We start from the raw sequence: 26,763 nt of genomic DNA, 5'->3' as shown, positions 1-26,763 counted from the left end.
CGCGTGAGCGTGCACATCCGGAGCATCGAGACCGCAGTCCCGTCGACGGTGCTGCAGCAGTCGGGCATCCGCGACATCTTCAGCGAGCAGCCGGGCGTGACGCGGCTCGCGTCGCGGCTGATCGGGGCGGCGTTCAACGCCTCGGGCATCGACACGCGCAGCACGGTCGTCGACGAGCTCGACCGCGGCGAGCACGAGGGCGGCGGCGTCTTCTACGACCGCGAGTCCGGGCGTCTCCTCGATCCCGGCACCGGTGCCCGCAACGCGCTCTACACCGCCCGCGCCCCCGAGCTGTTCACGGAGGCGGCCCGCCACGCCCTCGAGTCGGCCGCGTTCGCGCCGGCCGACGTCACCCACGTGGTCACCGTCTCGTGCACGGGCTTCTACGCGCCCGGACCCGACTACCAGCTGGTGCGCCGACTGGGTCTCGCCCCGACGACGCAGCGCTTCCACCTGGGCTTCATGGGCTGCTACGGCGCGTTCCCGGGGCTCCGCGCCGCGCAGGCGTTCTGCGAGGCCGACCCCGAGGCCGTCGTGCTCGTCGTCGCGGTCGAGCTGTGCAGCATCCACCTCACCGCCTCGAACGACCCCGAGCAGATCGTCGCGTCCTCGGTCTTCGCCGACGGAGGCGCCGCAGCCGTCGTCACCGCGCGGGAGCCGCAGCCCGGCACCGCCGTCCTCGAGATCGACTCGCTCGCCTCCACCCTCACCCCCGAGGGCGAGGACGAGATGGCGTGGACGATCGGCGACCACGGCTTCGCGATGCGGCTCAGCACCTACGTGCCCGCGATCATCGGCACGAACATCACGGAGGCGCTCGCCGCGCCGCTCGGCGAGACCGGTCTCGGTGTCGGCGACATCGCCCGCTGGGCCGTGCACCCCGGGGGCCGCAGCATCCTCGACCGCGTGCAGAGCGCGCTGGAGCTCTCGGACGAGCAGATGGCGCCCTCGCGGGAGGTGCTGCGGACGAACGGCAACATGTCGAGCGCGACGGTCCTCTTCATCCTGCGCCGCCTCCTGCACGGCGAGGCCGGCGACGGCGAGCGGGTCGGCGCGATGGCGTTCGGGCCGGGCCTCACGGTCGAGATGGGGCTGTTCACCAAGCGGGGCGGGGAATGAGCGTCCGCGCTCCCCTCCGCCCCGACCTGCGGCGGCGCGAGACCGAGGCCCGCGAGCTGATGGACGACCCCGAGTGCGACCGCGCGCTGCTGGACGCGACCTACGCGCGCTTCCCGGTCGTCAACCGGCTCGTGTCGGGATGGCGCGGGCTCTACCGCGCTCGCGTGAGGCCCCTCCTCAGCGCCGACGCGCCGACCCGGCTGCTCGACATCGGCTCGGGCGGGGGCGACATCGCCCGCTCCCTCTCGGCCTGGGCCCGCGAGGACGGACTGCGCCTGGCCGTCACCGCCGCGGATCCGGACGAGCGCGCCTACGCCTTCGCCACGTCCACCCCCGCACCGGCCGGGGTCGAGTTCCGCCGGGCGAGCAGCTCCGAGCTCGTCGCCGAGGGCGCGCACTACGACCTGGTCGTCTCGAACCACCTGCTGCACCACCTCGATCCGGAGGCGCTCCACTCGCTCCTCGCGGACAGCGAGCGCCTCGCTCCCCGCGCCCTGCACAACGACATCGAGCGCTCGCGGCTCGCCTACACGGCCTACGCCATGGCGACCCGTCCGGTCGCGGCGGGCTCGTTCCTGCACTACGACGGCTCGCTCTCGGTGCGCCGCAGCTACACCGCCGGTGAGCTGCGCGCCGTCGCGCCCGAGGGCTGGCGGGTCGAGCGGGCGGCTCCGTACCGGCTCCTGCTCGTCCGCTAGAGCGGCCGCTTCTCCTCCTCCGCGGGGAGTCGGCGCGGGTGCCTCCGCCGTTAGATTGAGCGGGAGATGACCGTCGATCCCGATTCCCGCGCCTGGCAGAGGCCGCCGGCGACGGCGGATCAGAGGCGCATCGACGCCGCGACCGCCGCCGCCCTCTTCGGCGCCGGCATCCTCTCGCTCGTGCTGGGCCGCGCGATCGGCCTGTGGCCGGAGCCGGCCGAGCCGTTGCCGAGCATCGGCCTCCTCGCGCTCGTGACGCTCCCCCTCGCCTTCCGCCGCGTGCATCCCGTGCCCGTGCTCGCCGTCACGGGCGCGGCGTTCGTGCTCGCCGGAGAGCTGAGCGTGCCGGAGGCGACCATCACCAACATCGCGCTCTTCACGGCGCTCTACAGCGTCGGCGCGTGGGACCCGAGCCGGTCGCGGGCGACGTGGGCGCGCGGCCTGCTCGTCACGGCGATGGGGATCTGGCTGATGATCACGTTCTTCCGCGCGAGCACCCAGGACCTCGACTTCGACGGTGAGGGCATCGGCGCGCTCACCCCGGTCGCGGCGTACATGCTGCAGCAGATCCTGATCAACGTCCTCTACTTCGCCGGCGCCTGGTGGTTCGGCGACCACGCGTGGACATCGGCGCGCCAGCGGGCCCTGACCGCCTTCCGCACCCGGCAGCTCGAGGAGGAGCAGTCGAAGGTCGCCCGGCAGGCGATCACCATCGAGCGCCTGCGCATCGCCCGCGAGCTGCACGACGCGGTCGCCCACCACGTCTCACTGATGGGGGTCCAGGCCGCGGCCGCGCGGACGCTGCTCGACAGCGACCCGGAGCGGGCGCGCGGGCAGCTCGAGGCGCTCGAGGGCTCCTCGCGGGCGGCGGTCGGCGAGCTCTACCAGCTGCTCGGCACCCTCCGCGACGAGGAGTCCGCCCTCGGCCCCGTCACCGCGTCGCTAGGCCTCGACGCCCTCGACGCGCTGATCGACGACGCCGCGGCAGCGGGCCTCCGGGTCTCGCTCGAGAGGGTCGGGACGCCGTTCGAGGTGCCTCCGATGGTGGGACTGAACCTCTACCGCATCGCCCAGGAGTCGCTGACGAACGTCCTCAAGCACGCGGGCCCGGGAACCCGGGCGAGGGTGCACCTGCGCTACGACGACGGCGGATCCGTCGAGCTCGAGGTGGCGGACGACGGCCTCGGCCGCCCCGGCCCGCGCCAGACGGGCGGCGGCCTCGGCCTGCTCGGCATGCGGGAGCGCGCCGCGACCCTCGACGGCGTCTTCGAGGCGTCGCCGCGAGCGGGCTCCGGCTGGGTCGTGCGGGTCACCGTGCCCCTGGGCGTGCGGGCATGAGCGGCATCCGGGTCGTCCTCGTCGACGATCACGCCCTGATGCGGCAGGGGATCAGCACGATCCTGTCGGCGCAGGCCGACATCGACGTCGTCGGTGAGGCGTCCAGCGGCGAGGAGGCGCTCGAGGTCGTGGCGGGGGCCCACCCCGATGTGGTCTGCATGGACGTCGAGATGCCGGGCATCGGCGGACTCGAGGCGACGCGGCGGATGCTCGCCGACCCGGCGGAGACCGCCCGGGTGCTCGTGCTGACGACCTTCGAGCGCGAGGACTACCTGCTCGAGGCCCTCGACGCCGGCGCGAGCGGGTTCCTGCTGAAGAACTCCCCTCCGGAGCACCTGGTCTTCGGCGTGCGGGCGATCGCGGCCGGGGAGGCGCTGCTCGCGCCCGAGCTGACCCGCGCGGTCATCGAGCGCGCAGTCGCCCGCGACAGGATGCCGGCCGCGCCGAGGGCGGCGGTGCTCGATCAGCTCACGCCTCGCGAGACCGAGGTGCTCCGTCTGCTGGCGCAGGGGCTGTCGAACGACGAGATCGCCGAGCGGCTGGTGGTCGGCCGCGCGACCGTGAAGACGCACGTGTCGAACGTGCTGCTGAAGCTCTCGCTCCGCGATCGGGTGCAGGCCGTCGCCTACGCCTACCGGTCCGGCCTGGTCGACTGAGGACCCGCCTCCGCCCCGAGGGGGAGGGACGCCCTCACCCCCGGGCCGGAAGCGGCCGGCGCGGTGCGCTCCTAGCGTGGAGGCATCACCCCGAGGAGGTCGCATGCTCAGCGTGCAGAACATCAGTCGCAGCTTCGGCAGCCACCGCGCCGTCGACGACGTGAGCTTCGACGTCGGCCGAGGGCGCCTCACCGGCTTCGTCGGAGGCAACGGCGCGGGCAAGACCACGACGATGCGGATGATCCTCGGCGTCCTCCGGCCGGACTCCGGGACGGTGACGCTCGACGGCGCGCCGGTCGGCCAGGCCGCGCTGCACGGCTTCGGCTACATGCCGGAGGAGCGGGGCCTCTACCCGAAGATGGAGATCGGGGAGCAGCTGGCCTACCTCGCGCGGCTGCACGGCATCGACAAGGCGACGGCGGTCCAGCGCGCCGACGACCTGCTCGAGCGCCTCGGACTCCTCGAGCGCCGCCGCGACAAGCTCGAGGCGCTGTCCCTCGGCAACCAGCAGCGGGTCCAGGTGGCCGCGGCGCTGGTGCACGATCCCGACGTGCTGATCATGGACGAGCCCTTCTCGGGGCTCGACCCGCTCGCCGTCGACGAGGTCGTCGCGGTCATCGCCGAGCACGCCGCGCGGGGCATCCCGGTGCTGTTCTCCTCCCACCAGCTCGACGTCGTCGAGCGCCTCTGCGACGACCTCGTGATCATCGCCGGCGGCCGGGTGCAGGCGGCGGGCTCGCGGGAGGCTCTGCGCGAGCAGCACTCGGGAGACAGGTGGTCGCTCGAGATGAGCGGGGACGCGGGCTGGGTCCGCGGCGTCCCCGGCGTCGAGGTCGAGGAGCTCGCCGGCACGAGCGCGCTGTTCCGTGCGGACTCCGCGGCGGCCGATGTCGTCCTCCGCACGGCCGTCGAGCGCGGGACGGTGACGGTGTTCCGGCCGGTGCGCCCGACGCTCGGAGAGATCTTCCGCGACATCGTGGTGAACGCGCCCGCGGGCGCCGAGGAGAAGGCGATGGTGACCCGATGAGCACGCACAGCACGGCGGATGCCCGACTCGGCACGTGGAGCGCGACCCTCCTGGTCGCCGAGCGCGAGATCCTCTCGCAGATCCGCTCGAAGGCGTTCATCGTCTCGACGGTGATCACACTCGCCCTGGTGATCGGCGGGATCGTCCTCTCGAGCGTGCTCGGGAACCGCGCGGTCGACGCGACCCCCGTGGCGGTCGTCGGGTCGGTACCCGCCGCGGTCGCCGGCTCGGACACCCTCGACATCACCGAGGTGGCGACGCGGGGAGAGGCCGAGGAGCTGGTCCGCTCCGGATCGGTCGACGCGGCGCTCGTCCCCGACGACTCCGCGATCGGGTTCGCGCTCGTCGCCCTCGACGAGGCTCCGGACGGCCTGGTCTCGGCCCTCTCGGTCAGTCCCGCCGTCGAGCTCCTCGATCCCGCCCAGACTCCCTCGGGCCTGCGCACGCTGATCGGCCTGGCGTTCGGGCTGGTCTTCATGCTCGCCGTCATCGGCTCGGGCGCGACGATCATGCAGAACACCGTCCAGGAGAAGCAGTCGCGCATCGTCGAGATCCTGCTCGCCGCGGTGCCCGCTCGGGCGCTGCTGGCCGGCAAGATCCTCGGCAACTCGGTGATCGGAGTCGGCACGGCCGCGGCCATCGCCGCCGCATCGGCGCTCGGGCTCGCGATCACGGGTCAGACCGAGCTGCTCGACCTGCTGTCGGCTCCGCTGATCTGGTTCGTCGTCTTCTTCGTCTTCGGGTTCGTCCTGGTGGCGAGCGTCTTCGCCGCCGGCGCCGCCCTGGTGTCGCGGCAGGAGGACACGGGCTCGGTGATGACCCCCGCGATGATGCTGGTGATGGTGCCGTACTTCGGAGTCGTGTTCTTCGGCGACAACGCGCTCGTGATGACGATCCTGTCGTACATCCCCTTCAGCGCTCCCGTCGCGATGCCCGTCCGGCTGTTCTTCGGCGAGGCGGAATGGTGGGAGCCGCTGGTGTCGCTCGCGCTCCTGGTCGTCGCGACCGCGGCCGTGATGGCCGTCGCGAGCCGGATCTACACGAACTCGCTGCTGCGGATGGGCTCGAGGGTCAGCCTCCGTGAAGCGCTGACGGCGAGCTAGAGCTTCGGGGGGCCGTCCGCCGAGTCGGAGTCGGCGCCGTGGGAGCGGCGGTACTGCCAGCCGGCGAGCGCCAGGATCAGGACGCCGCACGCGATGGTGATGATGTCCGGGACGGTCACGCCGTCGGCCGCGGAGGAGATGCCCGCTCCGAGGATCAGGACGCCTCCGATGAGGTAGAAGATGACCCTCGTCTTCACAGCACTTCGCTCTCGTCGACCGGCACGGACCCCTGGAGGGTACCGGGTCCGGCTGACAGCCTCCGGCTCGCAGGAACACATTCGGCTCGTCGACACCGCCGGATTCCGCGAGCCGAACCGTCCGCCGACCAACCTCCGGCTCGCAGAAACACGTCCGGCTCGTCAGAAGCGGCGGATCCTGCGAGCCGAACCGGATTCCGCGAGCCGAACCGCCCGCCGACCAACCTCCGGCTCGCAGAAACACGTCCGGCTCGTCAGAAGCGGCGGATCCTGCGAGCCGAACCGGATTCCGCGAGCCGAACCGCCCGCCGACCGACCTCCGGCTCGCAGAAACACGTCCGGCTCGTCAGAAGCGGCGGATCCTGCGAGCCGAACCGGATTCCGCGAGCCGAACCGGATTCTGCGAGCCGAACCGCCCGCGAGCCGGAGATCGAGCCGAAGGCCGCTAAGCCCGCACCCGCGAACTGTCAATGGGTGCGCGGCGTGTCTCCCGGCCGGTTCGCCGAGCGAGGGGGCGAGCGGATACCGTCCCTCCGGGAGCCGTCCGTCAGGGGCGGCCCGGACGCCCGAAGGGGGCACGTGGCCACGCTCACCTACGGACCGCAGAATCTCGAGATCGAGTTCGAGGAGCGGGTCCTCGCCCACCTCAAGGTCGCGGTGCTCTCGAAGCTGCGCCGCAACGAAGCCTTCTCGCTCTCCTGGTCCGAGGACGCCTCCACGGGCCACGGCCGGAGCTCCGTCTGGCTGCACCCCTCCGTGCCCCTGCACTTCCGCTTCGCGGAGGCGCACCAGCCCAGGCTCAACCGCGCCTGGATCGAGCAGATGCTGAGCGTCGCCAGCATGCACGGCGAGCTCACCGTCCTCCCCGAGCCGGAGGAGCAGCGGCAGGGTTCCTGAACCCGCCGCGCCTGCCTCTCATCCTCGCGCTCGTCAACCCCACCCCCCGTCTCAGGGTCAGGTCGTAGCGTCGTGCTCAGCGACCTCCGGTGCTCCGCCGGTCGCGACGACGGACGGAGACGATGATGACCGAGACCGCGAGAGCGACCGAGACGCCCACGTTCACGAGCGCCCCGAGCGTCGTGACGAAGCAGCCGACCGAGGCGCGCCACGTGCCCGACGGCGTGTCCACGGCGAGTCAGCCGGTCATCGGCTGCCGGATCGACGTGAGCGGCCGCACCTTCACGGTCGAGCTCGAGATGGCCGGGATCTTCCTGCGCCAGGTGCGCAGGAGCCTCCGCGACGGCACCGGCGCCTCCGTGCTGCTGCGCCACGTCGACGGGATCGAGATGATCCCGTTCACGCGTGCGACGCCGTTCGAGGTGTCCGACATCGTCTGCCCCGAGGGGATCGAGCCGGCCGACGCGCGCGCGTCGGAGGGTCTGCGTGCGCGCTAGCCCTCGGCGGGCAGCGACTGCTCGATCAGTCCGACGATCCGCGGGTCGTCGGGCTCGACCGTCGGGCGGAAGCGGTGCACGGTGCCGTCGGCCGTGACGAGGAACTTCTCGAAGTTCCACTTCACCCGGCCCGCCTTGCCGCTGTCGTCCTCGGTCTTCGTCAGCTCCGCGTAGAGCGGGTGCGCCGAGCGCCCGTTGACCTTGACCTTCTCGAACATCGGGAACGTCACGCCCCAGGTGGTCGAGCAGTACTCCTTGATGCGGTCCTCGTCGCTCAGCTCCTGCAGGAACTGGTTGCTCGGGAAGCCGAGAACCGTGAATCCGCGGTCGCCGTAGGTCTTCTGCAGCGCCTCGAGCTTCTCGTACTGCGGAGCGAGGCCGCAGCGGGAGGCGACGTTGACGATGAGCTTCACCGGCGCGTAGTCGGCGAGCGTCGACGGCGTGCCGTCGATGGTGGTGAGCGGGATGTCGGTGATCGTCACGGGATCTCCTTCGAGGGCGGGATCGCCAGGCTATCCACCCGAGCCGGGAGCGCGCCGCGAGTCCTCCCCAGGCGGATCCGGTGGCCGATCCCGACGCTCCGGCACAACTCCCTCCCGCCGACGGCCCCGCGGCACCACCATGGAGCCATGGCCCCCTCGTCGCAGCAGCTCGTCTCGGTGGGTGGGCGGCGCCTCCGGCTGACCAACCTCGACAAGCTCGTGTACCCGGAGGCGGGGTTCACCAAGGCCGACGTCCTCGCGTACTACGCGTCGGTCGCCTCCGCGATGCTGCCGCACCTCGCGCGGCGGCCCGTGACCCGCAAGCGCTGGGTCGACGGGGTCGGCACGGCCGAGCACCCGGGCGAGGTCTTCTTCGAGAAGAACCTGCCCTCCTCCGCGCCCTACTGGCTGAGCCGGACGCGGCTGGCGCACTCGTCGCGCGACGTCGAGTACCCGCTCGTCGACGACGTCGCCGCCCTGACCTGGCTCGCCCAGCAGGTCGCGCTCGAGCTGCACGTCCCGCAGTGGCGCGTCGGCTCCGACGGCGAGCGCCGCCCGCCCGACCGGCTGGTGCTCGACCTCGACCCCGGCGAGGGTGCGGGGCTCGCCGAGTGCGCCGAGGTCGCGTTCCTCGCCCGCGACCTGCTCGAGGGCATGGGGCTCGAGCCGTTCCCCGTGACGAGCGGGAGCAAGGGCATCCACCTCTACTGCCCGCTGGACGCCTCGGCGACGAGCGATCAGATCTCCTCCGTCGCCCACGAGCTCGCGAAGGTGCTCGAGGCCGATCACCGCGACCTCGTGGTGTCCGACATGAAGAAGACGCTCCGCGACGGCAAGGTCCTCGTCGACTGGAGCCAGAACAGCGCCGCGAAGACGACGATCGCCCCGTACTCGCTCCGGGGGCGCCTGCTGCCGCGGGTCGCCGCGCCGCGCACGTGGGACGAGATCGGGGCAGCGGATCTGCGGCACCTCGCGCCCGACGAGGTCGTCGACCGGCTGCGCTCGGACGGGGATCTGCTGCGGCCGGTCCTGGCCGCGCGCGGAGCGGGGCTCGAGCCGACTCCCGAGCGGCTGGCCGGCTTCGCGGCGACCGACGCCTCCGCCGACCGCCTCGCCGCCTACCGCAGCATGCGCGACGCGTCGAAGACCCCCGAGCCGGTGCCCGAGCCCGGCGCCGGGATCTCCTCCTCCGGCGACACGTTCGTGATCCAGGAGCACCACGCGCGGCGGCTGCACTACGACTTCCGGCTCGAGCACGACGGCGTGCTGGTGAGCTGGGCCGTGCCCAAGGGCCCGCCGCTCGAGGGCGATCCCAACCGGCTCGCGGTGCAGACGGAGGATCACCCGCTCGAGTACGCGACCTTCGAGGGCACGATCCCGGCGAAGGAGTACGGCGGCGGCGAGGTGCGCATCTGGGACGAGGGCACCTACGCGCTCGAGAAGTGGCGCGAGGGCGAGGAGGTGATCGCGGTGCTGACCGGGCGACCCGACGGCGGGCTCGGCGGCGAGCCGCGGCGCTACGCACTGCTGCACACGGGGGCGAAGGGCGGCAAGGGCGACGAGAAGAACTGGCTGCTGCATCTGATGACGGGTGGCCCCGGCAAGCACGCGCCTCAGGGGCGCGGTGTCGCGACAGCGCCACACAAGGCCGCAGCGCGAGCCGCGAAGCCCCCGAAGACCGTGGAGCTCCGGCCCATGCTCGCGACCGCGGGCCGCGCCGGCGAGATCGCCCCCGACTCCGCGATCGAGATGAAGTGGGACGGCTATCGCGCCCTGGTCCGCGTGAGCGGCGGCGTCGTCACCCTGACCAGCCGCAACGGCAACGACCTGACGGCCGCTTTCCCCGACCTGCTCGCGCCGATCGCCGAGGCGTGCGGAGACGCGGTGCTCGACGGCGAGATCGTCGCGCTCGACGCCCGCGGCCGACCCGACTTCGGGCTGCTGCAGACCCGGGGCGGGCTGACGAAGCCGCGCGAGATCGAGGCCGCGGTGCGCGCGACCCCGGTGCACCTGATGGTCTTCGACGTGCTCGAGCTCGCCGGCTCCGCGGTCACCGGAGTCGCCTACGACGATCGCCGCGCCGCCCTCGTCGAGGTCGTGGTCGAGAACGAGCGCGTGCACGTCCCCTCGGTCTTCGACGGCGACCTCGACGAGGCGATGGCCACCAGCCTCGCGCTGGGCCTGGAGGGAGTCGTCGCCAAGCGCCGCTCCTCGCCGTACCAGGCGGGCAGCCGCTCCCGCGACTGGATCAAGCTGACCCACCACCGCGTGCAGGAGGTGGTGATCGTCGGCTGGCGCCTCGGGGAGGGCGGGCTGCAGGGCTCGGTCGGATCGCTCCTGACGGCGATCCCCGACGCCGACGGCCGCCTCGAGTACTCGGGGCGCGTCGGCACCGGCTTCAGCGACCGCGAGCGCCGTGGCCTCGTCGACCGCCTCGCCGAGCACGCGACCGACGAGCCCGCCGTGTCGGTGCCCCCGGAGGAGTCGCGCGGCGTCAACTGGGTCGCCCCCGTCCTCGTCGGCGAGGTCCGCTACCGCGAGCGCACCGCCTCCGGCACCCTCCGCCACAGCGTCTGGCGAGGCTGGCGCGCCGACAAGTCGGCGAGCGAGGTGCGGGCGGAGTAGGCGGTCGCTCCGTGCGAGACGTACCGTGACAGCTGTCGGGCTCGAGAGTACGGTTCGGGCATGTCCGACGATCCCGTTCTCTGCAATCCCGGCAACTACACGGTCGTCTTCGAGAACGACCGGGTCCGGGTCCTCGACTACTCCGACGAGCCGGGTCACCGCTCGACACCGCACCATCATCCCGACAGCGTGATGGTGACCCTCAGCGGGTTCCGCCGGCGCATCACCCGCGGTGAGCAGAGCATCGACGTCGAGCTCCCCGCAGGGGCCGCACGATGGCTGCCCGCCCAGGACCACTGGGGAGAGAACACGGGCGACACCGCGACGCACGCGCTGTTCATCGAGTTGAAGGAGCCGGCGCCGACGGCACCCGAGGGCGATCCGCTCGGCCCGGAGAGCTGAGCCCTCGAGGTCTCCCGACGTGCGAGGGCGGGGACCTCAGTCCAGCCGCACCCCGCGCAGCAGCACCAGCGTCGACCCCACCACGACGCCCGTCCCGATCAGCACTCCGCCCGCACCCGCCGCCGCGGCGATGACGCCGAGCAGTGACGGCAGCGCGATCAGCCCGAGGCGGTTGCCCGCGAGCCGCAGCGACAGCGCGCGCCCGTGGCGGTCGGCGGGTGTGCGCTCGATCAGCCACGACATCGTGATCGGCTGGCCGATGCCGAGGCCCAGGCCCATCAGGGCGACGGCGACGAACAGCAGCGCCGTCGGCGCCGGCAGCGCGACCAGCACCAGGCAGACGGCCGAGACGACGATGCCCCCGACCATCACGCGGGTGCGGCCGAGGCGCGCCGTGACCACTCCGAGCAGGAGGCGCGACGCCATCGACGCGAGCGCCCGCACGGTCAGCAGCGCCCCGACGACGCCCGCCGGCAGACCGCGCTCCGCGCCGAGGGCCGGGAGGTAGACGACGGTCAGGTCGACGGCGGCCACCACGATCGCACTGGTCGTCAGCGCGCGGGCGAGGCCCGGCATCCGCAGCAGGCTCAGCGTCGATCCTGCGGACGGCGTGTCCACGACCCGCCGCGGCGCCGACCGGATCGCGGCCGTCACCGCGAGCAGCACCACGGCCAGCACCCCGCCGACCACGAACAGCGGCGCCGGATCCGGCCGCACCGCGCCGCCCGCGAGCAGCGGGATGAACGCCGGTCCGATCGCCTGACCGAGCGACGCCGCGAACGTGTAGTAGCCGAAGCGGCTGTCCAGGCGCGTGCCCGCCGCGCCTCCCGCGACCACCGCCTGCTGGCCGACGACGCAGCCCAGATGCCCCGCACCGAGCAGCGCGATGCCGACGAGCAGCCCGGCGATCGTGCCTCCGGCGAGCAGCAGCACCGCCGCGGAGGCGAGCGTCACGGCCGAGCCGCACGCCATCACCACCCGCGCACCGGCCCGGTCGACGAGCCCGCCGACGGGCAGCGCGATCAGCAGCGGCACCACCGCGAAGGAGGCGCCGAGCGCCCCGAGCGCGAACGCCGGCACCTCGAGCTGGATCGCCTGGTAGACCGCGGCCGGACGCAGGAGGAACGCGACGGCCTGGATCAGCGTCGCGTGCACGAGGAGCGCCGACGTCGACAGGGCGGGGCGGTCTCGCACTCCAGCCTCCCCCGCCGCGGCGCCGCCTCGGAGCGGACCGGCCTGCGCGACCGCCGACGGCCGCGCCCGACCACGCTAGCCCCTGCCCACCGGCTGTCACCGCCGCCCACCATCGGACCTCTCGCGACAAGCCCCTTGTCGAGCCGGAGTCGCCCTGCCGACGATCGAGTATGCAGAAGATCTACTACGCGAGCGGTTTCGTCCTGGTCGGGGACGCCATCTGCACTGCCGTGCTCGAGTACGCGAGGGCCCTGGCCGACGTCGGGAAGTCGGACCTCGTCAGCGTCCCGTCGATGTCCGACGAAGGACTGCGCGGGGAGGTCCGGCTGCTCCTCGGCCCCGCGAGCCAGATCTTCGCCGCCCCCGCTCTCGACCGTGGAGTCGATCTCGAGGACGACGCGGCGGTGGCGTCGATGCGCGACAAGACCGCGCGCCTGCAGCTGTCCCGGCCGCAGGCCGGAGACCAGGACCAGCCCGGATCCGCCCTGGACTTCGACGCCGGCTACTGACCCGCGCACCCCGCTTCGACGGGCAGCCGCTCGTCGGTGATCACTCCGCCCGGGCGTGCTCCGGCAGCGTTCCCACGCGATGCCGTCCGCGCAGCCGGTACCAGCCCAGCCCCACCGCCACCACGACGCCGATCACCGCGAACGCGATGAAGCGGAGCGGGCCGTCGCCGTAGACCTCGACGCGCGGCCAGGCGAGGTTCACGGTCATCGCCGCTCCCCAGAGCACCGCGACGAGGTTCACCGGAAGCCCGAGCCGGCCCAGCGAGAAGCACCCGGCGGGCGAGGGCGCCCAGCGCCCCCGCAGTCGCGTCAGCAGCAGCGGCACCGTGACCAGGAGGTACGCGAGGTAGATCATGATCACCGCCACGCTCGTGACCGCGGTGAAGATCTCGGGCGTGCCGATGTTCACCGCGAGGATCAGCACCGCGAGCACTCCGATGACCACCGCGGGCAGCACCGGCGTGCCGTGGCGGGGGTCGATGCGGGCGAGCCGGGCGCTCCCGGGCAGCGCGGTGTCCCGGGCCATGGCGAAGACCATCCGGATGCCCGCCGTGTGCACGGCGAGCGCGCAGACGGTGATCGCGACGACGACGCAGACCAGGAGCACGCGGCCGAGCGGGCCGCCGAGCACCTGCAGCACGATCAGCTGCAGCCCGCCGGTCGCCAGCGCAGGATCCGCCAGGTCGGGTGCGGCCAGGATCCCGAAGAGGAGGATCAGCCCGCCGATCACGAACGAGGCGACCACCGCGCGCAGGATCGCGGTCGGGGCCGTGCGCCGCGGGTCGACGGTCTCCTCGCCGAGCGACCCGGCGGTGTCGAAGCCGTACATCACGTAGGCGGAGGCGATCGCGGCGATGAGGAAGGCGCCCGCGTAGCCGCCGGGCTCGCCGCTCGGCACCTCGACCAGCACGCTGGGCGGGTTCACGATGTTCACCGCCAGCAGGATCACCAGCAGCACGGCCGCGACCAGCTCGATCAGCACTCCCGCGCTGTTGATCCGCGCCATGAGCCGGACCCCGAAGGCGTTGACCACGGTCGTGAACGTCACCAGGATCGCGCCCCAGATCACCGCGCTGACGCCGGCGCTCGCGCCCGTCCCGTCGCCGACGAGCTGGAAGCCGCTCCAGATCTGCGGCAGCGTCACCTGGTAGGCGAGCACCACGGCGGCGAGCGTGACGACGGAGGCGGTGGCCATCATCCAGCCCGCCAGCCAGCTCACCGTCGGACCGGCCACGCGCTTGCTCCAGTTGTAGACCGAGCCGGCCACCGGGTAGCGCGCCGCCAGCTCGGCGAAGCAGAGCGCCACCGCCAGCTGACCGACGAAGACCATCGGCCACGACCACCAGTACGCGGGGCCGCCGAAGCCGAACCCGAAGCCGAAGAGCTGGAACGTGCCGGTCAGGATCGAGATGTAGCTGACTCCGGCCGCGAAGCTGCCGAACCGCCCGATGCCGCGCGTGAGCGACTGCCGGTACCCGAACTCGGCCATTCCGTCGTCGGTCACCCGTGCTCCCCACTGCCCTGGCGGCCAGACTGCCAGCTGCGCGCCCCGATGGGGCGGAAACGCACGTTCGGGGGTGCTCCCGCTACCCTCGAATCCTGCGACGGGAGCTCTGAATGCTGGCGACGATCCTCGAGGTCCTCTCCCTCGTCGGCATCCCCCTCGGCCTGCTCGTGCTCGGCGCGAGCCTGATCGCGCTGGCCGCCGACGGCCGCTGGATCAGCACGACCGCCTACCTCGAGGACGGTCCGCCGCGCGCGCTGCACTGGATCAGCGACGCCGGCGAGGTCGGCTCGCGGGCCCTCCGCGACGACGATCCGCTCGCCCCCCGCGGCGACTCCGACCGCCGCACCGTCTACTACCGCGAGGACGAGCCCTCGCGGATCCGGCCGCACCGCCGCAGCGAGGCGTTCCGCGTCCTGAAGCTGGTCGGCCTGCTCCTGACGGGCATCGGAGTCGCCTGCGGCATCGTGTCGACGGTGCTGCAGATCATCGGGGTGTGACGAGAGGGCTTTCGCGCTAGCCCCCGCCGCTGCGCGCATGTTAACGTGAACACCAGCCGTCAGCACGTTCCCCGACGACCCAGCACCTCCCCCGACCGGAAAGGTCTCGACGATGAGACGACGCTCCCCGGAGCCCCCTGCCGCCGCGCCCAGGCGCCGCGCACGATCCCTCTTCCTCTCCGCGCTCGCGTGCACGAGCGTCGCTCTCGGCGGCGCCCTCGTCCCCGCGAGCGCCCAGGCGGTCGACGTCCCCGCGCCCACCGCGCACTACGACATGTCGCACGCCGGCTCGGCCCTGCTCGACATCTCGGGCAACGGACGCAACGCCACCCTCACCGGCCTCACCGACGCGTCGTTCGCCGACGCGGGCGGAGACCAGGTCGCCCGCTTCGCGAACAACGGCTACGCGGCACTCCCCAAGGGCCTCGTCACCGGCACCGACAACGCCTTCGCCGTCGAGTACACCGTCAAGACGCAGACCGCGGCCAACCAGTTCGGCTGGGTCATCGGCGACGGCATCGGCAACTGGAACACCACCCAGCTCGGCAACCACGTCTTCGTGAACCCGCGCAGCTCCGAGGGCGCCTACAGCAACCAGGTGCTGTCGGGCATCCGCGTGAAGGACAGCGGCAACGGCGAGACCCGCCTGCCCGCCGGCGGCGGCCTCAACCCCGGCTTCACGACGCTCACGCTCGTCGGCTCGGGCACCGGCAGCAGCACCACGCTCACGCTCTACCGCGACGGCACGCAGATCTCGACCGTCACGGCGAGCAAGTCGATGGCGAGCATCGTCCCGACCGGATCGACGCTCGGCTACCTCGGCCGCTCCCTCTACAACGGCGACGCGCTGCTCACCGCCGACGTCACCGACGTCAAGTTCTGGGACACCGCGCTCACCGCAGACCAGGTCGCCTCGAGCATGCCGACCGCCGCCGCCAAGTCGGCCGCGACCTCGGCGCTCCTGCGGTCCGACGTCCTCCCCGTGCTGCTCGCCGGCAACCCGTCGCTCGACAAGGTGTCGTCGAACCTGACGCTCCCCGCGACCAGCAGCGGAGTGACGCTGACGTGGTCCTCGTCGAACTCGTCGGTCGTCTCGGGCACCGGAGTCGTCTCGCGCAGCATCGCGCAGGACACCCCGGTCACGCTCACCGCCACCACGAGCCTCGGCACCACACTGACCTTCGACGTGATCGTGCTCGCTCCGAAGATCAACGACGACCTCGACGCACTCGCTCTCGCGAGCCGCACCACCGAGAACCTGCCCCTCGTGGTGAAGGGCGCCAAGAACGGCACCGCCATCACCTGGACCTCCTCCGACCCGGCTCTCGTCACCCCGACGAACACCGGCTACACCGCCCCGGCGGTCGGCGCGGCCGACCCGTACCAGGGCGGCGGAGTCGTCACCCGCCCCGCCTACGGCTCGGGCGACAAGACGGTCACCCTCACCGCCAACGCCACGCTCAACGGAGTCTCGGAGTCGCGGGCCTTCACGCTCACGGTCGCCGAGCTCGGCCGCACGGCACCCGACGCGGGCTACGCCTCGGCGTACTTCAAGTCGGACGGCGACGAGAAGATCTACCAGGCGGCGACGTCGGGCAACGACTTCTTCACCTTCTCCCCGGTCAACAACGGCCAGGCCGTGATCACCTCGACCACCGACACGAGGGGGCTGCGCGACCCGTTCATCCTCCGCTCGCACAACGGCGACAAGTACTACATGGTCGCCACCGACCTCTGCATCTCGTGCGGCACCGGCTGGGGCGACGCCCAGTCGAAGGGCAGCCTCAAGATCGAGGTCTGGGAGTCGGTCGACCTGGTGACGTGGACGCGCACCAACGGCGTCGACACCGGCATCACCGTCAACCAGCCGGCCGCCGGCATGACCTGGGCGCCCGAGGCGTACTGGGACGACGCTCTGCAGTCGTACGTCGTCTTCTTCTCCTCGCGCCTCTACTCCGACGCGACGAAGACCAACAGCGACAAGCTCTACTCCCGCGTCTTCTCGGTGATCACCCGCGACTTCCGCACCTTCACCTACCCGCCGGCCACCTGGCAGGACACGGGCTACGCGCGGATCGACTCGACGATCACCAAGATCGGCGACTACTACTACCGGTTCACCAAGAACGAGGAGGGCGGCGCCGCCGGCACCCTCGAGGCCGGCAAGGACATCTTCCTCGAGAAGTCGAAGGTGCTGACCGCGCCGACGACCTCGTCGAACTGGAACGCCGACCCGAACACCACGTGGCAGCTGACCGACACCAACATGACCTCGCTCGAGACCGGGCAGGCCGGTGAGGGCCCCGAGATCATCAAGCTGAACGCGGGCGACCCCAACGACACCACCGCGAACGGCGACGGCTACGCGTTCCTCGTCGACAACTACGGCAGCGGCGGCTACAAGGCCTTCGTGACCAGCGGAGCGGCGATCGCGGCGAGCTCGCAGAGCGCCCGCCTCTCGAAGTCGGCCGACTGGAACGTCTCCACCAAGGGCGGCCTCCCGGCCAGCCCCCGCCACGGAGCGTTCGTGAGCGTCCCGCAGACGGTCCTCACCGCGATGAAGAACTGGACCGGCATCTCGGCCGTCGACTCCACCACGACCCTCACCGCCGACGGCCGCACCGTCACAGCGAAGGTCACGGCGGCCGACAAGGGCGAGGTCGCCGGAACCGTCACCTTCGCCGGCGGCACCTGGTCGAGCACCGTCCCCCTCGTGGGCGGCTCGGCGAGCGCCACCGTCCCGGCCGGTGTCGGCAGCGTCACCGCGACCTACAACGGGTACACGGACGAGCTCGTGAACACGTCGGCCTCGGCCGCGGTGTCCTTCGACACGCTCGAGCTCGCCCCCGCGGTCTCGACCCGCTGCGTCGCCGGCAAGGTCGTCCTCACGGTGACCGTCAAGAACAACGACACCGCGGCGGCGAACGTCACCGTCGAGTCGGCCTACGGCTCGAAGTCGTTCACCTCGGTCGCTCCCGGATCCTCGGCCTCGGCCGCGTTCACCACGCGCCTGAAGTCGACTCCGGCCGGCTCCGTGACCGTGACCGGATCGGCCACCGGCCAGCCGGCGTTCACGGCCACGCTGCCCTACGCGGCGGCCACCTGCTGACCCGCTGACACGACAAGGGCCCCCGTCCTCCGCTGATCGCGGGAGGCGGGGGCCCTTCTCGTGAGGTCCGGTCGCGGCCTCGGGCTACTCCACCAGCAGGCAGGAGGCTGCCCGCTGATCGAGTAGCCCGCGCAGCGGGCGTATCGAGATCCACCGACTCCAGCGGGCCGGCCGACAGGTCAGCTGGTCGGCGACAGCAGGTCGGCGTGGTGCACGGCCGCCACGTTGGGGTGCGCGCGGAGGCGGTAGCGCAGCGCGTTCTCGCCGTAGGTCTCGAGGATCGGGCTGTTGGTCGGGTCGACCGACAGCCCGGACTTCAGCTCCTCGGGCAGCGGCAGCGAGGGCATCGTCGAGTCGAGCGATGGGTTGAAGAAAAACGGGATCGAGATGCGGTCGGTCCCGATCAGCGGCGAGATCACGCGGTGCAGCGTCGCCTTGAGGTAGCCGCCGGTCGCGAGCTCGAGCATCTCGCCGATGTTGACGACGAACGCGCCGGGCATCGCGGGAGCCTCGATCCACTGGCCCTCGTGCTCGACCTGCAGGCCGCCCTTGCCCTCCTCGACCAGCAGGAGGGTCAGCACGCCGCCGTCGCGGTGCGCGCCGACGCCCTGCTTGGGCTCGGGGTCGGAGGTGCCCGGGTAGCGGACGACCTTCACCAGCGAGAACGGCTTCTCGGCGAACGCCTCGTCGAACACGTCGGCCGGTGCGTCGAGCGCCACGGCCCAGGTGCGCAGGAGGCGGATCGCGACCGCGGCGAGCTCGGCGTGCCAGCGCTCGAACAGCGTGCGGAACTCCGGCAGCGCCTCCGGCCACAGGTTCGGGCCCTCGAGGCGCTGGTAGTCGGGCACCTCGGGCCCCTGCTCGACGACCTCTCGGTCGATGCCGATGTCGATCTGCTCGCGGTAGTCGACGTCCCCGTTGGTCAGCTCGGCGCCGAAGCGGGTGTAGCCGCGGAACTGCGGGCTGAGCGTGTTCTCGATCGCGAGCTTGTCGGCCTCCGGCAGATCGAAGAAGCGGCGGGACACGGCGACGACGTCGTCGAGCAGGTCCTGCGGCACTCCGTGGCCGACGAGGTAGAAGAAGCCCACGTCGTGGGTGGTCTCGCGGAGGTCGCGGCGGAAGGCGGCAGCCTCCTCCTCCCCCCGGTCGAGGCGGGACAGGTCGAGGATCGGAAGGGAATCGGTCATGGGGAGAGCCTTTCGCAGATCGGGATCGCCGGAGCCATTGTTACGACAACTAAATGCGAGAACCCCGGCAGTCCGCGAGAGCGACCGGATTCCGGGCCCTCCGCGCACTGCCGGGGTTCTCCGGCGCGCCGAGTGTTACGGCGTGGGCATTCCGCCGTTGACGTGCAGGGTCTCGCCGATCACGTAGCTCGACTCGGGCGACGCGAGGAACACGTACGCCGAGGCGAGCTCGGAGGGCTGGCCCCAGCGGCCGAGCGGCGTCTCGGAGCCGACCTCGGGGAGCTTCTCGGGCGGCTGGCCGCCCGCGGTCTGCAGCGGGGTCCAGATCGGGCCCGGGGCGACGACGTTCACGCGGATGCCCTTGGGAGCGAGCTGCTGCGAGAGCGCCTTCGAGAAGGTGTTGATCGTCGCCTTGGTCGACGCGTAGTCGACGAGCGTCGGCGACGGCGAGTAGGCCTGGATCGACGAGGTGCTGATGATCGTGGAGCCCGGGGCGAGGTGCGGCAGGGCGGCCTTGATCAGCCAGAACATCGCGTAGACGTTGGTCTTGAAGGTCTCGTCGAACTGCTCGTCCGAGAGCTCGAGGAGGTCCTCGACGAACTGCTGCTTGCCCGCGTTGTTGACGACGATGTCGAGGCCGCCGAGGCCCTCGACCGCCGTCGCGACGGCGCCGACGGTGAAGTCGTGGTCGGTGAGGTCGCCGGGGATGGCGACGGCCGTGCGGCCGGCCTCCTCGATCAGGGCGACGACCTGCTTCGCGTCCGACTCCTCCTCGGGGAGGTAGACGATCGCGACGTCGGCACCCTCGCGGGCGTAGGCGATGGCGACAGCGGCGCCGATGCCGGAGTCTCCTCCGGTGACGAGCGCCTTGCGGCCGGCGAGACGGCCGGAGCCGCGGTAGGTGTCCTCGCCGCGGTCGGCGCGGTCGTTCATCTTCGAGTCCAGGCCGGAGCCCTCCTGGTACTGGGCCTCGGTGTCGATGTCGGCGAACATCTTCGACGGGTCCTCGAAGGTGTACTGGTCTTTCGTGGTGCTCTGGTCGTTCGGAGTCTCGGAAGTCATGCTCCGACGGTAGGCCGGGCGGCCGCGACGGCGCGCGTGCTTGACAGCTCGCGGCAACCGCCGCACGCACGCACGGCGAACCAGGGACAATGGCCGGGTGACCCGCGACGACGCCCCCGCCTTCGACTCCGAGACTCCGCTCCCCGGCTGGCAGCACGCCTACTCCGGCAAGGTCCGCGATCTCTACACGCCCGACGACGCCGACCCCGTCCTCGGGGCCGACCGCATGCTGGTGGTCGCGAGCGACCGCGTCAGCGCCTACGACAGCATCCTCGAGCCCGGGATCCCCGGGAAGGGCGAGCTGCTGACCGAGCTCTCGCTCTGGTGGTTCGCGCAGCTCGCGGACGTGCCGAACCACCTCCTGCCGGGCGACATCCCCGAGGCGGTGCGCGGCCGGGCGATGCTCGTGAAGACGCTCGACATGTTCCCGATCGAGTGCGTCGTGCGCGGCTACCTCTCGGGCAGCGGCTGGAAGGAGTACCGCTCCACCGGATCGGTCTGCGGCGTGGCCCTCCCCGAGGGCCTGCAGGACGGCGACCGCCTGCCCGAGCCGATCTACACGCCCGCGTGGAAGGCCCCGCAGGGCGAGCACGACGAGAACATCACCTTCGAGCGCACGGTCGAGATCGTCGGCGACGAGGCGGCGGAGGCGCTGCGCACCCTCTCGCTGAGGGTCTACGACGAGGCGGCGGCGATCGCGCTCGCCCGCGGCGTGATCCTCGCCGACACCAAGTTCGAGTTCGGCGTCGAGCCCGCCTCGGGAGTCGTCACCCTCGGCGACGAGGTGCTCACCAGCGACTCGTCGCGCTACTGGGACGCCGAGGCGTACGACGCGGGGCGTCGCGGCGAGTCGTTCGACAAGCAGATCGTGCGCGACTGGCTCTCGAGCCAGTGGGACGGCCAGGGGACGCCGCCCGTCCTCCCCGGCGAGATCGTGGAGCGCACGGCCGCCCGCTACCGCGAGCTCATCGAGCGCCTGACCCGCTGATCAGGCCCGCAGCTGACGCTCGAGGATCACGCTGACGCCGTCGAGCAGGGCGCCGAACCGCAGCGCGTCGGCGTCGGGGATGCCGTCGGCCAGCGCGCGGATCGCCCCGTAGGTCGGGGCGTCGGTCTCGCGGATCGCGAGCTGCGCGCTGTCGGTCAGGCAGAGGATGCGGCCGCGTCCGTCGGAGGGGTCGGGCACGCGGTCGACGTAGCCGGCGCGCGTGAGGCGGTCGACCAGGAGCGAGACCGCGGCGGTCGTGATCGTGAGGGCGCCGGCGAGATCGACGGCGCGGACGATCTCGTCGCGGGCGGCGCCCCTCCCGATCAGCCGGAGCGCGGCGAGGTCGGTGGTGCCGATCCCGAGGCGGCGCTCCACGCGGCCGTCGTAGTCGCGCTCGGCCGATCGCAGGCGGGTGAGCAGCGCGTAGAGGTCGGGTCGAGCGTCCATGGCATCGTGCCTTCCGGGGCATCAGGCAGGCGCCCCGGTCGGGTACTCGCTCCCGCCATCGAACCACTACTCGACGCGCACCAGGCGCTCTGTCCCGCAAACGCACTGCGGACTCTCCGAGATAGTTGAGGCGCTCAACCACTCCGTACACTCGAGCGGAGCGGGCGGATCCCCGGCTCGCACGGCGGTGGAGGGACGGCAGGGAATGGGACGGCTCCTCTACGGCGCACCGCCCAGCGCGCATCCGTTCGGCGATCGTGCGCTCGCCCATCTCCAGCGCGTGATCACCGCGCGCTTCCGCCGGGGTGAGGGCTTCCTCCTCACGATCGACGACGAGGACGACACCGACGGCGGTGCCCGCCGCACCGAGCTGTGGCTGCACCCGACGATCCCCACCCGCTACGAGTACGACTCCCGCGTCGCTGCAGAGCTCAATCCGCGCTGGCTGCGGGCGCTGTCGGAGGGGTCCCACGGCCGGAGCGGGCTCCACCTCGTTCCCGAGCCGGCCACCCGGACCGATGACCGCGAGGCGTCCGCATGAGCGACAACAACGGCACGCTCTTCCGCCGGGGCGGCGTCGTCCGCTTCGTCCGCTGGGTCTCGTCGCGCGACGGCGGCTGGGCGCCCGAGATCATCCAGGGCCGCTACCTCGAGCGCGACGACGCGGGCTGGCTCGTCGAGATCGACGGCACTCCGACCGTCCTCGCCAAGGACGACTGGGCCGTCTACCGCTGAGGGCTCCGCGTAGTGTGGGCCGAGTGCGTTCCGTCGATCGCCGCGGCATCACCTCGGCTCCCTACCTCCTGACCACCGTCGGGACCACCGGCCTCGTCTTCCTCTGCGCGTTCGAGGCGCTGGCCGTGACGACGATCATGCCGATCGTCAGCGCCGATCTCGACGGGCGCGCGCTGTACCCCCTGGCGTTCGCCGCGACCCTGGCCGCCGCGGTCGTCGGGATGGTCGCCGCAGGCTCCTCCGCCGATCGTCGCGGGCCCACGCCCGCCCTCGTCACCGCGATCCTCCTCTTCACGATCGGCCTCATCGCCGCGGGCACCGCCTCGACGATGGGCGTCTTCGTCGCCGCGCGCCTGCTGCAGGGACTGGGCAGCGGAGGCATCACCGTCACCCTCTACGTGCTGGTCGCCCGGGTCTTCCCCGCCGACCTGCATCCGCGGATCTTCGGCGCGTTCGCCGCCGCGTGGGTGATCCCCTCGCTGGTCGGCCCGCTGGCCGCCGGGGTCGTGGCCGAGCTCGCGAGCTGGCACTGGGTGTTCCTCGGAGTCGTGGTGCTCGTGGCCGTCGCGAGCGCGGTGATCGCGCCGACCCTCCGCGCCCTCGAGCCGCAGGAGCTGCGCCCGTTCGACCGCAGCGCCGTCGGCCGGGTGGCCCGCGCGGTCGTGGTCGCCGCCGGAGTCGTCGTGCTGAGCACGAGTGCCGAGATCGTCCCCGCCTTCTCGGCCCTCCTCGCCACCGCCGCGATCGTCGTCGTCGTGGTGGCGGTGCGCGCGCTCCTGCCCGCCGGCACCCTCCGGGCCCGCGGCGTGCTCCCGTCGACGGTGCTGCTGCGGGCGCTGGTCGCCGCGGCGTTCTTCGGCACCGAGGTCTACCTGCCGCTGCTGCTCACCGAGCAGTACGGCCTCCCGCCGTGGCTCGCGGGCGCGACCCTCACGGCCGGAGCGCTCTCGTGGGCGCTCGGCTCGAACCTCCAGGGCCGCCCCGGCACCCGGCTCTCGCACGGCGGCGCGATGCGGCTCGGCACGGCCCTGCTGCTCGCGGGGATCCTCATCGTGGTGATCACCGTCGCCCTCGCGCTCTCGCCGATCGTCGCGGGGGTCGGCTGGTTCGTCGCGGGCGGCGGGATGGGGGCGATGTTCCCGAGGATGGGGACGCTCACGCTCGCCCTGTCTGCTCCGGGCCGCGAGGGCTTCAACAGCTCGGCCCTGCAGATCGGCGACTCGACGGGAGGATCGGTCTCCCTCGCGCTCACCGGGCTCCTCGCCGCGACGGTCACCGGGGTGATCGGGGGCGGCACGGCCGTGTTCGGCGCGATCTTCGTCTACGGAGCCCTCGTCGCGCTCGGCGCCGTGCTGCTCTCCGTCCGGCTGGACGGGCTCCTCCGCCGCGGCACTGCGGAGGAGCCCGGCGCTCAGCTGTAGAGCGACTCCGGGACGTCGAGCCCGTAGATCGCGCGACCCGAGCTCCAGATCACCGAGCAGGCGGCGCGGAGCAGGTCGGTCGGGTCCTCGCCCGCGCTCACGACGACGACGGAGTCGCCCTCGAGGCGCACCTTCGCCGAGCGCACCGAGTGGGTGCCGTTCCGGGCGACGGTCGTCGCGGGGTAGGGCAGGTGCAGCTCGCGCAGATCGCCGAGGATGTACTGCGGACGGAGCTTCGGCTCGGCCGCGAGCAGCTGCTTGGCGCGGTCGATACCGGTGAGCACGTGGGCGCTGGCCATCTCGGCCGCGTTCGCGCCGGCGATGTCGGTGTCCAGGCGGTCTCCGATGAAGAGCGGATTCGTCGAGCCGAACCGCTGGGTCGCCGCGTCGAAGATCGCGCGCTCCGGCTTGCCCGCCACGACGGGCAGGCGCCCCACCGCGGTGTGCACGGCCGACACCAGGGTCCCGTTGCCGGGGGCGATGCCCCGGGCGACCGGGATCGTCCAGTCGGTGTTGGTCGCGACCCACGGGATCCCGGTGTGCAGCGCGAACGACGCCTCCGCCAGCTGCTCCCAGCCGACGGTGGGGGCGAAGCCCTGGATGACCGCCGCGGGCGACTCCTCCGCGCTGCGGGTGACGACGAACCCGGCGCGCTCCACCTCGGTGGTCAGCCCCTCGCCGCCGACGACGAGCACGGTCGACCCTGCCGGCACGAGGTCGGCGAGCAGCACGACGGCCGCCTGGGGCGAGGTCACGACGTCCTCCGGGCGCACCACGAGCCCGAGGTCGGAGAGGTGGCCCGCCACGGAGACGTCGGTGCGGGAGGCGTTGTTCGTGATGTATCCGACGCGGAGCGTCTCGCCCGCACTGTTCAGGCTGTCGACCGCGTAGGGGATCGCGTCGGCTCCCTTGTAGACGACACCGTCGAGGTCCGCGAGGACCGCGTCGCGCCCGTCGAGCGGGGTGGGCTCAGTCGTCTTCGCGCTGCGGAACATCGGCGGCCTCCTCGGCGGTGTCGGGGGTGGGGGCCGCGGGTGCGGCGTCGTCGGTGAGCGGTGCATCGTCGACGGGGAGGGGCTCCTCGCCGGGGGCCGCGTCGTCGGAGTCGTCCGCGTCGTCGGAGTCGTCCGCGTCCTCGGAGTCGTCCGCGTCCTCGGAGTCGTCCGCGTCCTCGGAGTCGTCCGCGGCGTCGGAGTCGTCCGCGTCGCGGGAGTCCCCCGTGTCGTCGGACTCCGCCTCGGGCTCGTCCTCGACCTCGAGGTCCGCCACGGGAGCCCGGGTCGGCTCGTCGCTCTCCTCCTCGACGACCTCGATCGTCTCGTCGTCGCCGCCGCCCTCCGCGGCGAAGACCGCGCGCTCGGCGATGTCGGCGCGACGCTGCCAGGTCGCCGCCTCCTCGGTCCGCCCGAGCTCCTCGAGCACGAGCGCGTACGCCGCGAAGAGCGGCGGGCTGTACGAGAAGGCGCGGTCGGGCTCGAGCTGCGGGATCTCGAGCTCCATCAGAGCGAGCTCGGTCTGGCCGAGGTCGAGTCGAGCGCCCGACATCGCGATGGCGAGCGACACCTGGGCGCCCGCGCTCAGAGCGGTCCGGTCGATGGAGCGACCGAGCTCGAGCGCCTTGTCGGGCCGCCCGACTCCGCGCTCGCTGTCGACCATCAGCGGGACCTGCTCATCGGATCCGGAGATCCGGCGGTAGGTGCGCAGCTCGCGCAGCGCCAGGGCGTAGTCGCCGATCGCGTACGCCGAGATCGCAAGCGACTCCCGGACGATGGCGATCCGCCCGGCACGGCGGGCAGCCGACAGGACGTGCCGGTGCGCGAGCTCCGGGTCCTCCTCGAGCAGGCGACCCGCCATCACCAGGTGCATGGCCACCCACTCGGCGTTCTCCTTGGTCAGCGTGCGCAGCTCGTTGCGGGCCCCGCGGTCGAGGTCCTTCGCCTGCACGTCGTCGGGGAGCTCGGGGTCGTCGTGGCGCGGACGCACCGACTGCAGCGAGCGGCGCTCGCGCTCCTCCTCCGAGATCTCCGGCTCCTCGCGCGGACCACCGCGGCCGGCGAACCCACCGCGGCCGGCTCCACCCTGGCGGTCGCCGCCGCCGCGCCGGTCGTCCCAGCGGGGCGCGGAGTCGCGCCCGCCGCGGGAGTCGCCGTCGCGCGCGGGACGCGAGTCGCTGCGGGGGCGCGAGTCGCCATCACGCCGGGCGTAGCCGCCCTCACGACGAGGGGCGGAGTCACCGTCGCGACGGGGACGGGAGTCGTTGTCGCGGCGGGGAGCGTACCCGCCCTCACGACGGGGACCGGAGTCACCGTCGCGACGGGGACGGGAGTCGTTGTCGCGGCGGGGTGCGGAGTCGCCGTCTCGACGGGGAGCGTACCCGCCCTCACGACGAGGACCGGAGTCACCATCGCGGCGAGGACGGGAGTCGTTGTCGCGACGGGGAGCGGAGTCGCCGTCACGACGGGGAGCGTAGCCACCCTCACGACGGGGACCGGAGTCGCCATCACGACGCGGACGCGAGTCGTTGTCGCGACGGGGAGCGGAGTCGCCGTCACGACGGGGAGCGTAACCGCCGTCACGACGAGGACCGGAGTCACCATCACGACGCGGACGGGAGTCATTATCGCGACGGGGTGCGGAGTCGCCATCACGACGAGGAGCGTAACCACCCTCACGACGGGGGCCGGAGTCGCCGTCACGACGAGGACGGGAGTCACCATCGCGACGCTGACCGGAGCCGCCGTCGCGGCGGGGGTTCTCATCCCGGCGCGGTGCGTACCCTCCGTCGCGACGGGACGAACCGTCGCCCTCACGTCGCGGTCGGGCGTCGCCCTCGCGTCGGGGGCGGGAAGCACCATCGCGGGACGGACGGGAGTCGTCACGTCGCCCCTGTCCACCGGACGCGGACCGCTCGCCGCCGGCTCGGGGCGGGCGCTGATCACGGTTCTCCGCTCCGCGGTCGTTGCGGTCGGGTGCTGAGTCGTCCATGCGTTCCTCGCCTGTCGTGATGATGCGCTGCCGTCGTCGTGCCGTGTGATGGTGCTCTGTGGAGTTGTCTCGCTCGTGGCG

At 72.4% G+C, this 26,763-nt stretch carries 27 protein-coding genes; 18 read left to right on the top strand and 9 right to left on the bottom strand.

Annotated elements, in window-relative coordinates; translation table 11 throughout:
• Positions 1–3: 3 nt before the first annotated feature.
• From GSU68_RS01235 to GSU68_RS01210, 6 genes are all read left to right on the top strand, one after another.
• Positions 4–1,119, top strand: coding sequence for a 3-oxoacyl-[acyl-carrier-protein] synthase III C-terminal domain-containing protein (locus GSU68_RS01235; protein WP_159905315.1), 1,116 nt, complete (start codon positions 4–6; stop codon positions 1,117–1,119).
• The gene (locus GSU68_RS01230; RefSeq protein ID WP_159905314.1) at positions 1,116–1,817 is read left to right on the top strand and encodes a class I SAM-dependent methyltransferase; all 702 of its coding nucleotides are present in this window, start codon (positions 1,116–1,118) and stop codon (positions 1,815–1,817) included. The genes GSU68_RS01235 and GSU68_RS01230 overlap by 4 nt, the downstream gene beginning before the upstream one ends.
• Positions 1,818–1,883: 66 nt before the next feature.
• Positions 1,884–3,155 carry a histidine kinase gene (locus GSU68_RS01225; protein WP_159905313.1) on the top strand — a complete coding sequence of 424 codons (1,272 nt, stop codon included), beginning with the start codon at positions 1,884–1,886 and terminating at the stop codon, positions 3,153–3,155.
• The gene (locus GSU68_RS01220) at positions 3,152–3,811 is read left to right on the top strand and encodes a response regulator transcription factor (protein WP_159905312.1); all 660 of its coding nucleotides are present in this window, start codon (positions 3,152–3,154) and stop codon (positions 3,809–3,811) included. The genes GSU68_RS01225 and GSU68_RS01220 overlap by 4 nt, the downstream gene beginning before the upstream one ends.
• Positions 3,812–3,914: 103 nt before the next feature.
• Positions 3,915–4,838, top strand: coding sequence for an ATP-binding cassette domain-containing protein (locus GSU68_RS01215; protein ID WP_159905311.1), 924 nt, complete (start codon positions 3,915–3,917; stop codon positions 4,836–4,838).
• On the top strand, positions 4,835–5,941 hold the full coding sequence (locus tag GSU68_RS01210; RefSeq protein WP_159905310.1) for an ABC transporter permease: 1,107 nt from the start codon (positions 4,835–4,837) through the stop codon (positions 5,939–5,941). Before GSU68_RS01215 ends, GSU68_RS01210 begins: the two co-directional genes overlap by 4 nt.
• On the opposite strand, the gene GSU68_RS01205 is transcribed toward GSU68_RS01210, so the two are convergent.
• Entirely contained in the window at positions 5,938–6,138 is a 201-nt protein-coding gene (locus GSU68_RS01205; protein WP_159905309.1) for a hypothetical protein, read from the bottom strand. The genes GSU68_RS01210 and GSU68_RS01205 overlap by 4 nt on opposite strands.
• Before the next feature lie 579 nt (positions 6,139–6,717).
• Here GSU68_RS01205 and GSU68_RS01200 point away from each other — a divergent pair.
• Positions 6,718–7,035 (top strand): hypothetical protein, encoded by a 318-nt coding sequence (locus GSU68_RS01200; RefSeq protein ID WP_056044841.1) that lies wholly within the window; start codon positions 6,718–6,720, stop codon positions 7,033–7,035.
• A gap of 125 nt (positions 7,036–7,160) precedes the next feature.
• Complete coding sequence (locus GSU68_RS01195; protein ID WP_208544625.1) at positions 7,161–7,532, top strand: hypothetical protein; 372 nt, start codon at positions 7,161–7,163, stop codon at positions 7,530–7,532.
• Here the strand turns inward: GSU68_RS01195 and GSU68_RS01190 are convergent.
• On the bottom strand, positions 7,529–8,014 hold the full coding sequence (locus GSU68_RS01190) for a glutathione peroxidase (protein ID WP_159905307.1): 486 nt from the start codon (positions 8,012–8,014) through the stop codon (positions 7,529–7,531). The genes GSU68_RS01195 and GSU68_RS01190 overlap by 4 nt on opposite strands.
• 147 nt (positions 8,015–8,161) lie before the next feature.
• On the opposite strand from GSU68_RS01190, the gene GSU68_RS01185 reads away from it, so the two are divergent.
• Positions 8,162–10,639 carry an ATP-dependent DNA ligase gene (locus GSU68_RS01185; protein WP_159905306.1) on the top strand — a complete coding sequence of 826 codons (2,478 nt, stop codon included), beginning with the start codon at positions 8,162–8,164 and terminating at the stop codon, positions 10,637–10,639.
• A 60-nt stretch (positions 10,640–10,699) separates the two neighbouring features.
• Positions 10,700–11,041: a cytoplasmic protein gene (locus GSU68_RS01180; RefSeq protein WP_159905305.1), complete on the top strand. Its 342-nt coding sequence runs from the start codon at positions 10,700–10,702 to the stop codon at positions 11,039–11,041.
• Between the two features lie 36 nt (positions 11,042–11,077).
• Here the strand turns inward: GSU68_RS01180 and GSU68_RS01175 are convergent, their stop codons facing one another.
• Positions 11,078–12,235 (bottom strand): MFS transporter, encoded by a 1,158-nt coding sequence (locus GSU68_RS01175; protein ID WP_159905304.1) that lies wholly within the window; start codon positions 12,233–12,235, stop codon positions 11,078–11,080.
• Positions 12,236–12,405: 170 nt separating this feature from the next.
• Between GSU68_RS01175 and GSU68_RS01170 the strand changes: the two genes are divergently transcribed.
• On the top strand, positions 12,406–12,744 hold the full coding sequence (locus tag GSU68_RS01170) for a hypothetical protein (protein ID WP_159905303.1): 339 nt from the start codon (positions 12,406–12,408) through the stop codon (positions 12,742–12,744).
• Positions 12,745–12,784: 40 nt separating this feature from the next.
• Here the strand turns inward: GSU68_RS01170 and GSU68_RS01165 are convergent, their stop codons facing one another.
• Complete coding sequence (locus GSU68_RS01165; protein ID WP_159910072.1) at positions 12,785–14,233, bottom strand: amino acid permease; 1,449 nt, start codon at positions 14,231–14,233, stop codon at positions 12,785–12,787.
• Positions 14,234–14,361: 128 nt separating this feature from the next.
• On the opposite strand from GSU68_RS01165, the gene GSU68_RS01160 reads away from it, so the two are divergent.
• Together GSU68_RS01160 and GSU68_RS01155 are read left to right on the top strand one after the other, a co-directional pair.
• Positions 14,362–14,748 (top strand): hypothetical protein, encoded by a 387-nt coding sequence (locus GSU68_RS01160; RefSeq protein WP_159905302.1) that lies wholly within the window; start codon positions 14,362–14,364, stop codon positions 14,746–14,748.
• Positions 14,749–14,860: 112 nt separating this feature from the next.
• Positions 14,861–17,857 carry an immunoglobulin-like domain-containing protein gene (locus GSU68_RS01155; RefSeq protein ID WP_159905301.1) on the top strand — a complete coding sequence of 999 codons (2,997 nt, stop codon included), beginning with the start codon at positions 14,861–14,863 and terminating at the stop codon, positions 17,855–17,857.
• Positions 17,858–18,036: 179 nt separating this feature from the next.
• On the opposite strand, the gene GSU68_RS01150 is transcribed toward GSU68_RS01155, so the two are convergent.
• Both GSU68_RS01150 and GSU68_RS01145 read right to left on the bottom strand, forming a co-directional pair.
• Complete coding sequence (locus tag GSU68_RS01150) at positions 18,037–19,044, bottom strand: 2-oxoglutarate and iron-dependent oxygenase domain-containing protein (protein ID WP_159905300.1); 1,008 nt, start codon at positions 19,042–19,044, stop codon at positions 18,037–18,039.
• A gap of 135 nt (positions 19,045–19,179) precedes the next feature.
• On the bottom strand, positions 19,180–20,037 hold the full coding sequence (locus GSU68_RS01145; RefSeq protein WP_244259439.1) for an SDR family oxidoreductase: 858 nt from the start codon (positions 20,035–20,037) through the stop codon (positions 19,180–19,182).
• 166 nt (positions 20,038–20,203) lie between these two features.
• Here GSU68_RS01145 and GSU68_RS01140 point away from each other — a divergent pair, with 166 nt between their 5' ends.
• Positions 20,204–21,094: a phosphoribosylaminoimidazolesuccinocarboxamide synthase gene (locus GSU68_RS01140; RefSeq protein ID WP_159905298.1), complete on the top strand. Its 891-nt coding sequence runs from the start codon at positions 20,204–20,206 to the stop codon at positions 21,092–21,094.
• Here the strand turns inward: GSU68_RS01140 and GSU68_RS01135 are convergent, their stop codons facing one another.
• A complete protein-coding gene (locus GSU68_RS01135; RefSeq protein WP_159905297.1) occupies positions 21,095–21,541 on the bottom strand; it encodes a MarR family transcriptional regulator in 447 nt (148 codons plus the stop codon).
• Positions 21,542–21,746: 205 nt separating this feature from the next.
• On the opposite strand from GSU68_RS01135, the gene GSU68_RS01130 reads away from it, so the two are divergent.
• Genes GSU68_RS01130 through GSU68_RS01125 form a run of 3 tightly spaced genes read left to right on the top strand, consistent with a single transcriptional unit; the run spans position 21,747 to position 23,697 of the window.
• Positions 21,747–22,082: a hypothetical protein gene (locus GSU68_RS01130; protein WP_159905296.1), complete on the top strand. Its 336-nt coding sequence runs from the start codon at positions 21,747–21,749 to the stop codon at positions 22,080–22,082.
• A complete protein-coding gene (locus GSU68_RS19800; protein ID WP_244259354.1) occupies positions 22,079–22,276 on the top strand; it encodes a hypothetical protein in 198 nt (65 codons plus the stop codon). Before GSU68_RS01130 ends, GSU68_RS19800 begins: the two co-directional genes overlap by 4 nt.
• A 23-nt stretch (positions 22,277–22,299) precedes the next feature.
• Positions 22,300–23,697 (top strand): MFS transporter, encoded by a 1,398-nt coding sequence (locus GSU68_RS01125; RefSeq protein WP_244259353.1) that lies wholly within the window; start codon positions 22,300–22,302, stop codon positions 23,695–23,697.
• Here GSU68_RS01125 and GSU68_RS01120 read toward each other — a convergent pair.
• Entirely contained in the window at positions 23,688–24,692 is a 1,005-nt protein-coding gene (locus tag GSU68_RS01120) for an HAD-IIA family hydrolase (protein ID WP_159905294.1), read from the bottom strand. The genes GSU68_RS01125 and GSU68_RS01120 overlap by 10 nt on opposite strands.
• Positions 24,667–25,680, bottom strand: a complete 1,014-nt coding sequence (locus tag GSU68_RS01115; protein ID WP_244259352.1) for a hypothetical protein — start codon at positions 25,678–25,680, stop codon at positions 24,667–24,669. Before GSU68_RS01115 ends, GSU68_RS01120 begins: the two co-directional genes overlap by 26 nt.
• Between GSU68_RS01115 and GSU68_RS01110 the strand changes: the two genes are divergently transcribed.
• Positions 25,666–26,673 carry a hypothetical protein gene (locus tag GSU68_RS01110; RefSeq protein WP_159905293.1) on the top strand — a complete coding sequence of 336 codons (1,008 nt, stop codon included), beginning with the start codon at positions 25,666–25,668 and terminating at the stop codon, positions 26,671–26,673. The genes GSU68_RS01115 and GSU68_RS01110 overlap by 15 nt on opposite strands.
• Positions 26,674–26,763 lie beyond the last annotated feature (90 nt).

Origin of the sequence: Rathayibacter sp. VKM Ac-2759 (genome assembly GCF_009834225.1) — a bacterium.
Lineage (GTDB): Bacteria > Actinomycetota > Actinomycetes > Actinomycetales > Microbacteriaceae > Rathayibacter.
This window is presented reverse-complemented; position numbering and strand designations above follow the sequence as displayed.

Bases quoted from the DNA above. Each gene is read 5' to 3' on its own strand.
- GSU68_RS01195 (WP_208544625.1), top strand. From the start codon at position 7,161: ATGACCGAGACCGCGAGAGCGACCGAGACGCCCACGTTCACGAGCGCC.
- GSU68_RS01185 (WP_159905306.1), top strand. From the start codon at position 8,162: ATGGCCCCCTCGTCGCAGCAGCTCGTCTCGGTGGGTGGGCGGCGCCTC.
- GSU68_RS01120 (WP_159905294.1), bottom strand. From the start codon at position 24,692: ATGTTCCGCAGCGCGAAGACGACTGAGCCCACCCCGCTCGACGGGCGC.
- GSU68_RS01225 (WP_159905313.1), top strand. From the start codon at position 1,884: ATGACCGTCGATCCCGATTCCCGCGCCTGGCAGAGGCCGCCGGCGACG.
- GSU68_RS01160 (WP_159905302.1), top strand. From the start codon at position 14,362: ATGCTGGCGACGATCCTCGAGGTCCTCTCCCTCGTCGGCATCCCCCTC.
- GSU68_RS01220 (WP_159905312.1), top strand. From the start codon at position 3,152: ATGAGCGGCATCCGGGTCGTCCTCGTCGACGATCACGCCCTGATGCGG.
- GSU68_RS01145 (WP_244259439.1), bottom strand. From the start codon at position 20,037: ATGTTCGCCGACATCGACACCGAGGCCCAGTACCAGGAGGGCTCCGGC.
- GSU68_RS01170 (WP_159905303.1), top strand. From the start codon at position 12,406: ATGCAGAAGATCTACTACGCGAGCGGTTTCGTCCTGGTCGGGGACGCC.
- GSU68_RS01150 (WP_159905300.1), bottom strand. From the start codon at position 19,044: ATGACCGATTCCCTTCCGATCCTCGACCTGTCCCGCCTCGACCGGGGG.
- GSU68_RS01210 (WP_159905310.1), top strand. From the start codon at position 4,835: ATGAGCACGCACAGCACGGCGGATGCCCGACTCGGCACGTGGAGCGCG.
- GSU68_RS01155 (WP_159905301.1), top strand. From the start codon at position 14,861: ATGAGACGACGCTCCCCGGAGCCCCCTGCCGCCGCGCCCAGGCGCCGC.
- GSU68_RS01135 (WP_159905297.1), bottom strand. From the start codon at position 21,541: ATGGACGCTCGACCCGACCTCTACGCGCTGCTCACCCGCCTGCGATCG.
- GSU68_RS01130 (WP_159905296.1), top strand. From the start codon at position 21,747: ATGGGACGGCTCCTCTACGGCGCACCGCCCAGCGCGCATCCGTTCGGC.
- GSU68_RS01180 (WP_159905305.1), top strand. From the start codon at position 10,700: ATGTCCGACGATCCCGTTCTCTGCAATCCCGGCAACTACACGGTCGTC.
- GSU68_RS01165 (WP_159910072.1), bottom strand. From the start codon at position 14,233: ATGGCCGAGTTCGGGTACCGGCAGTCGCTCACGCGCGGCATCGGGCGG.
- GSU68_RS01215 (WP_159905311.1), top strand. From the start codon at position 3,915: ATGCTCAGCGTGCAGAACATCAGTCGCAGCTTCGGCAGCCACCGCGCC.
- GSU68_RS01230 (WP_159905314.1), top strand. From the start codon at position 1,116: ATGAGCGTCCGCGCTCCCCTCCGCCCCGACCTGCGGCGGCGCGAGACC.
- GSU68_RS19800 (WP_244259354.1), top strand. From the start codon at position 22,079: ATGAGCGACAACAACGGCACGCTCTTCCGCCGGGGCGGCGTCGTCCGC.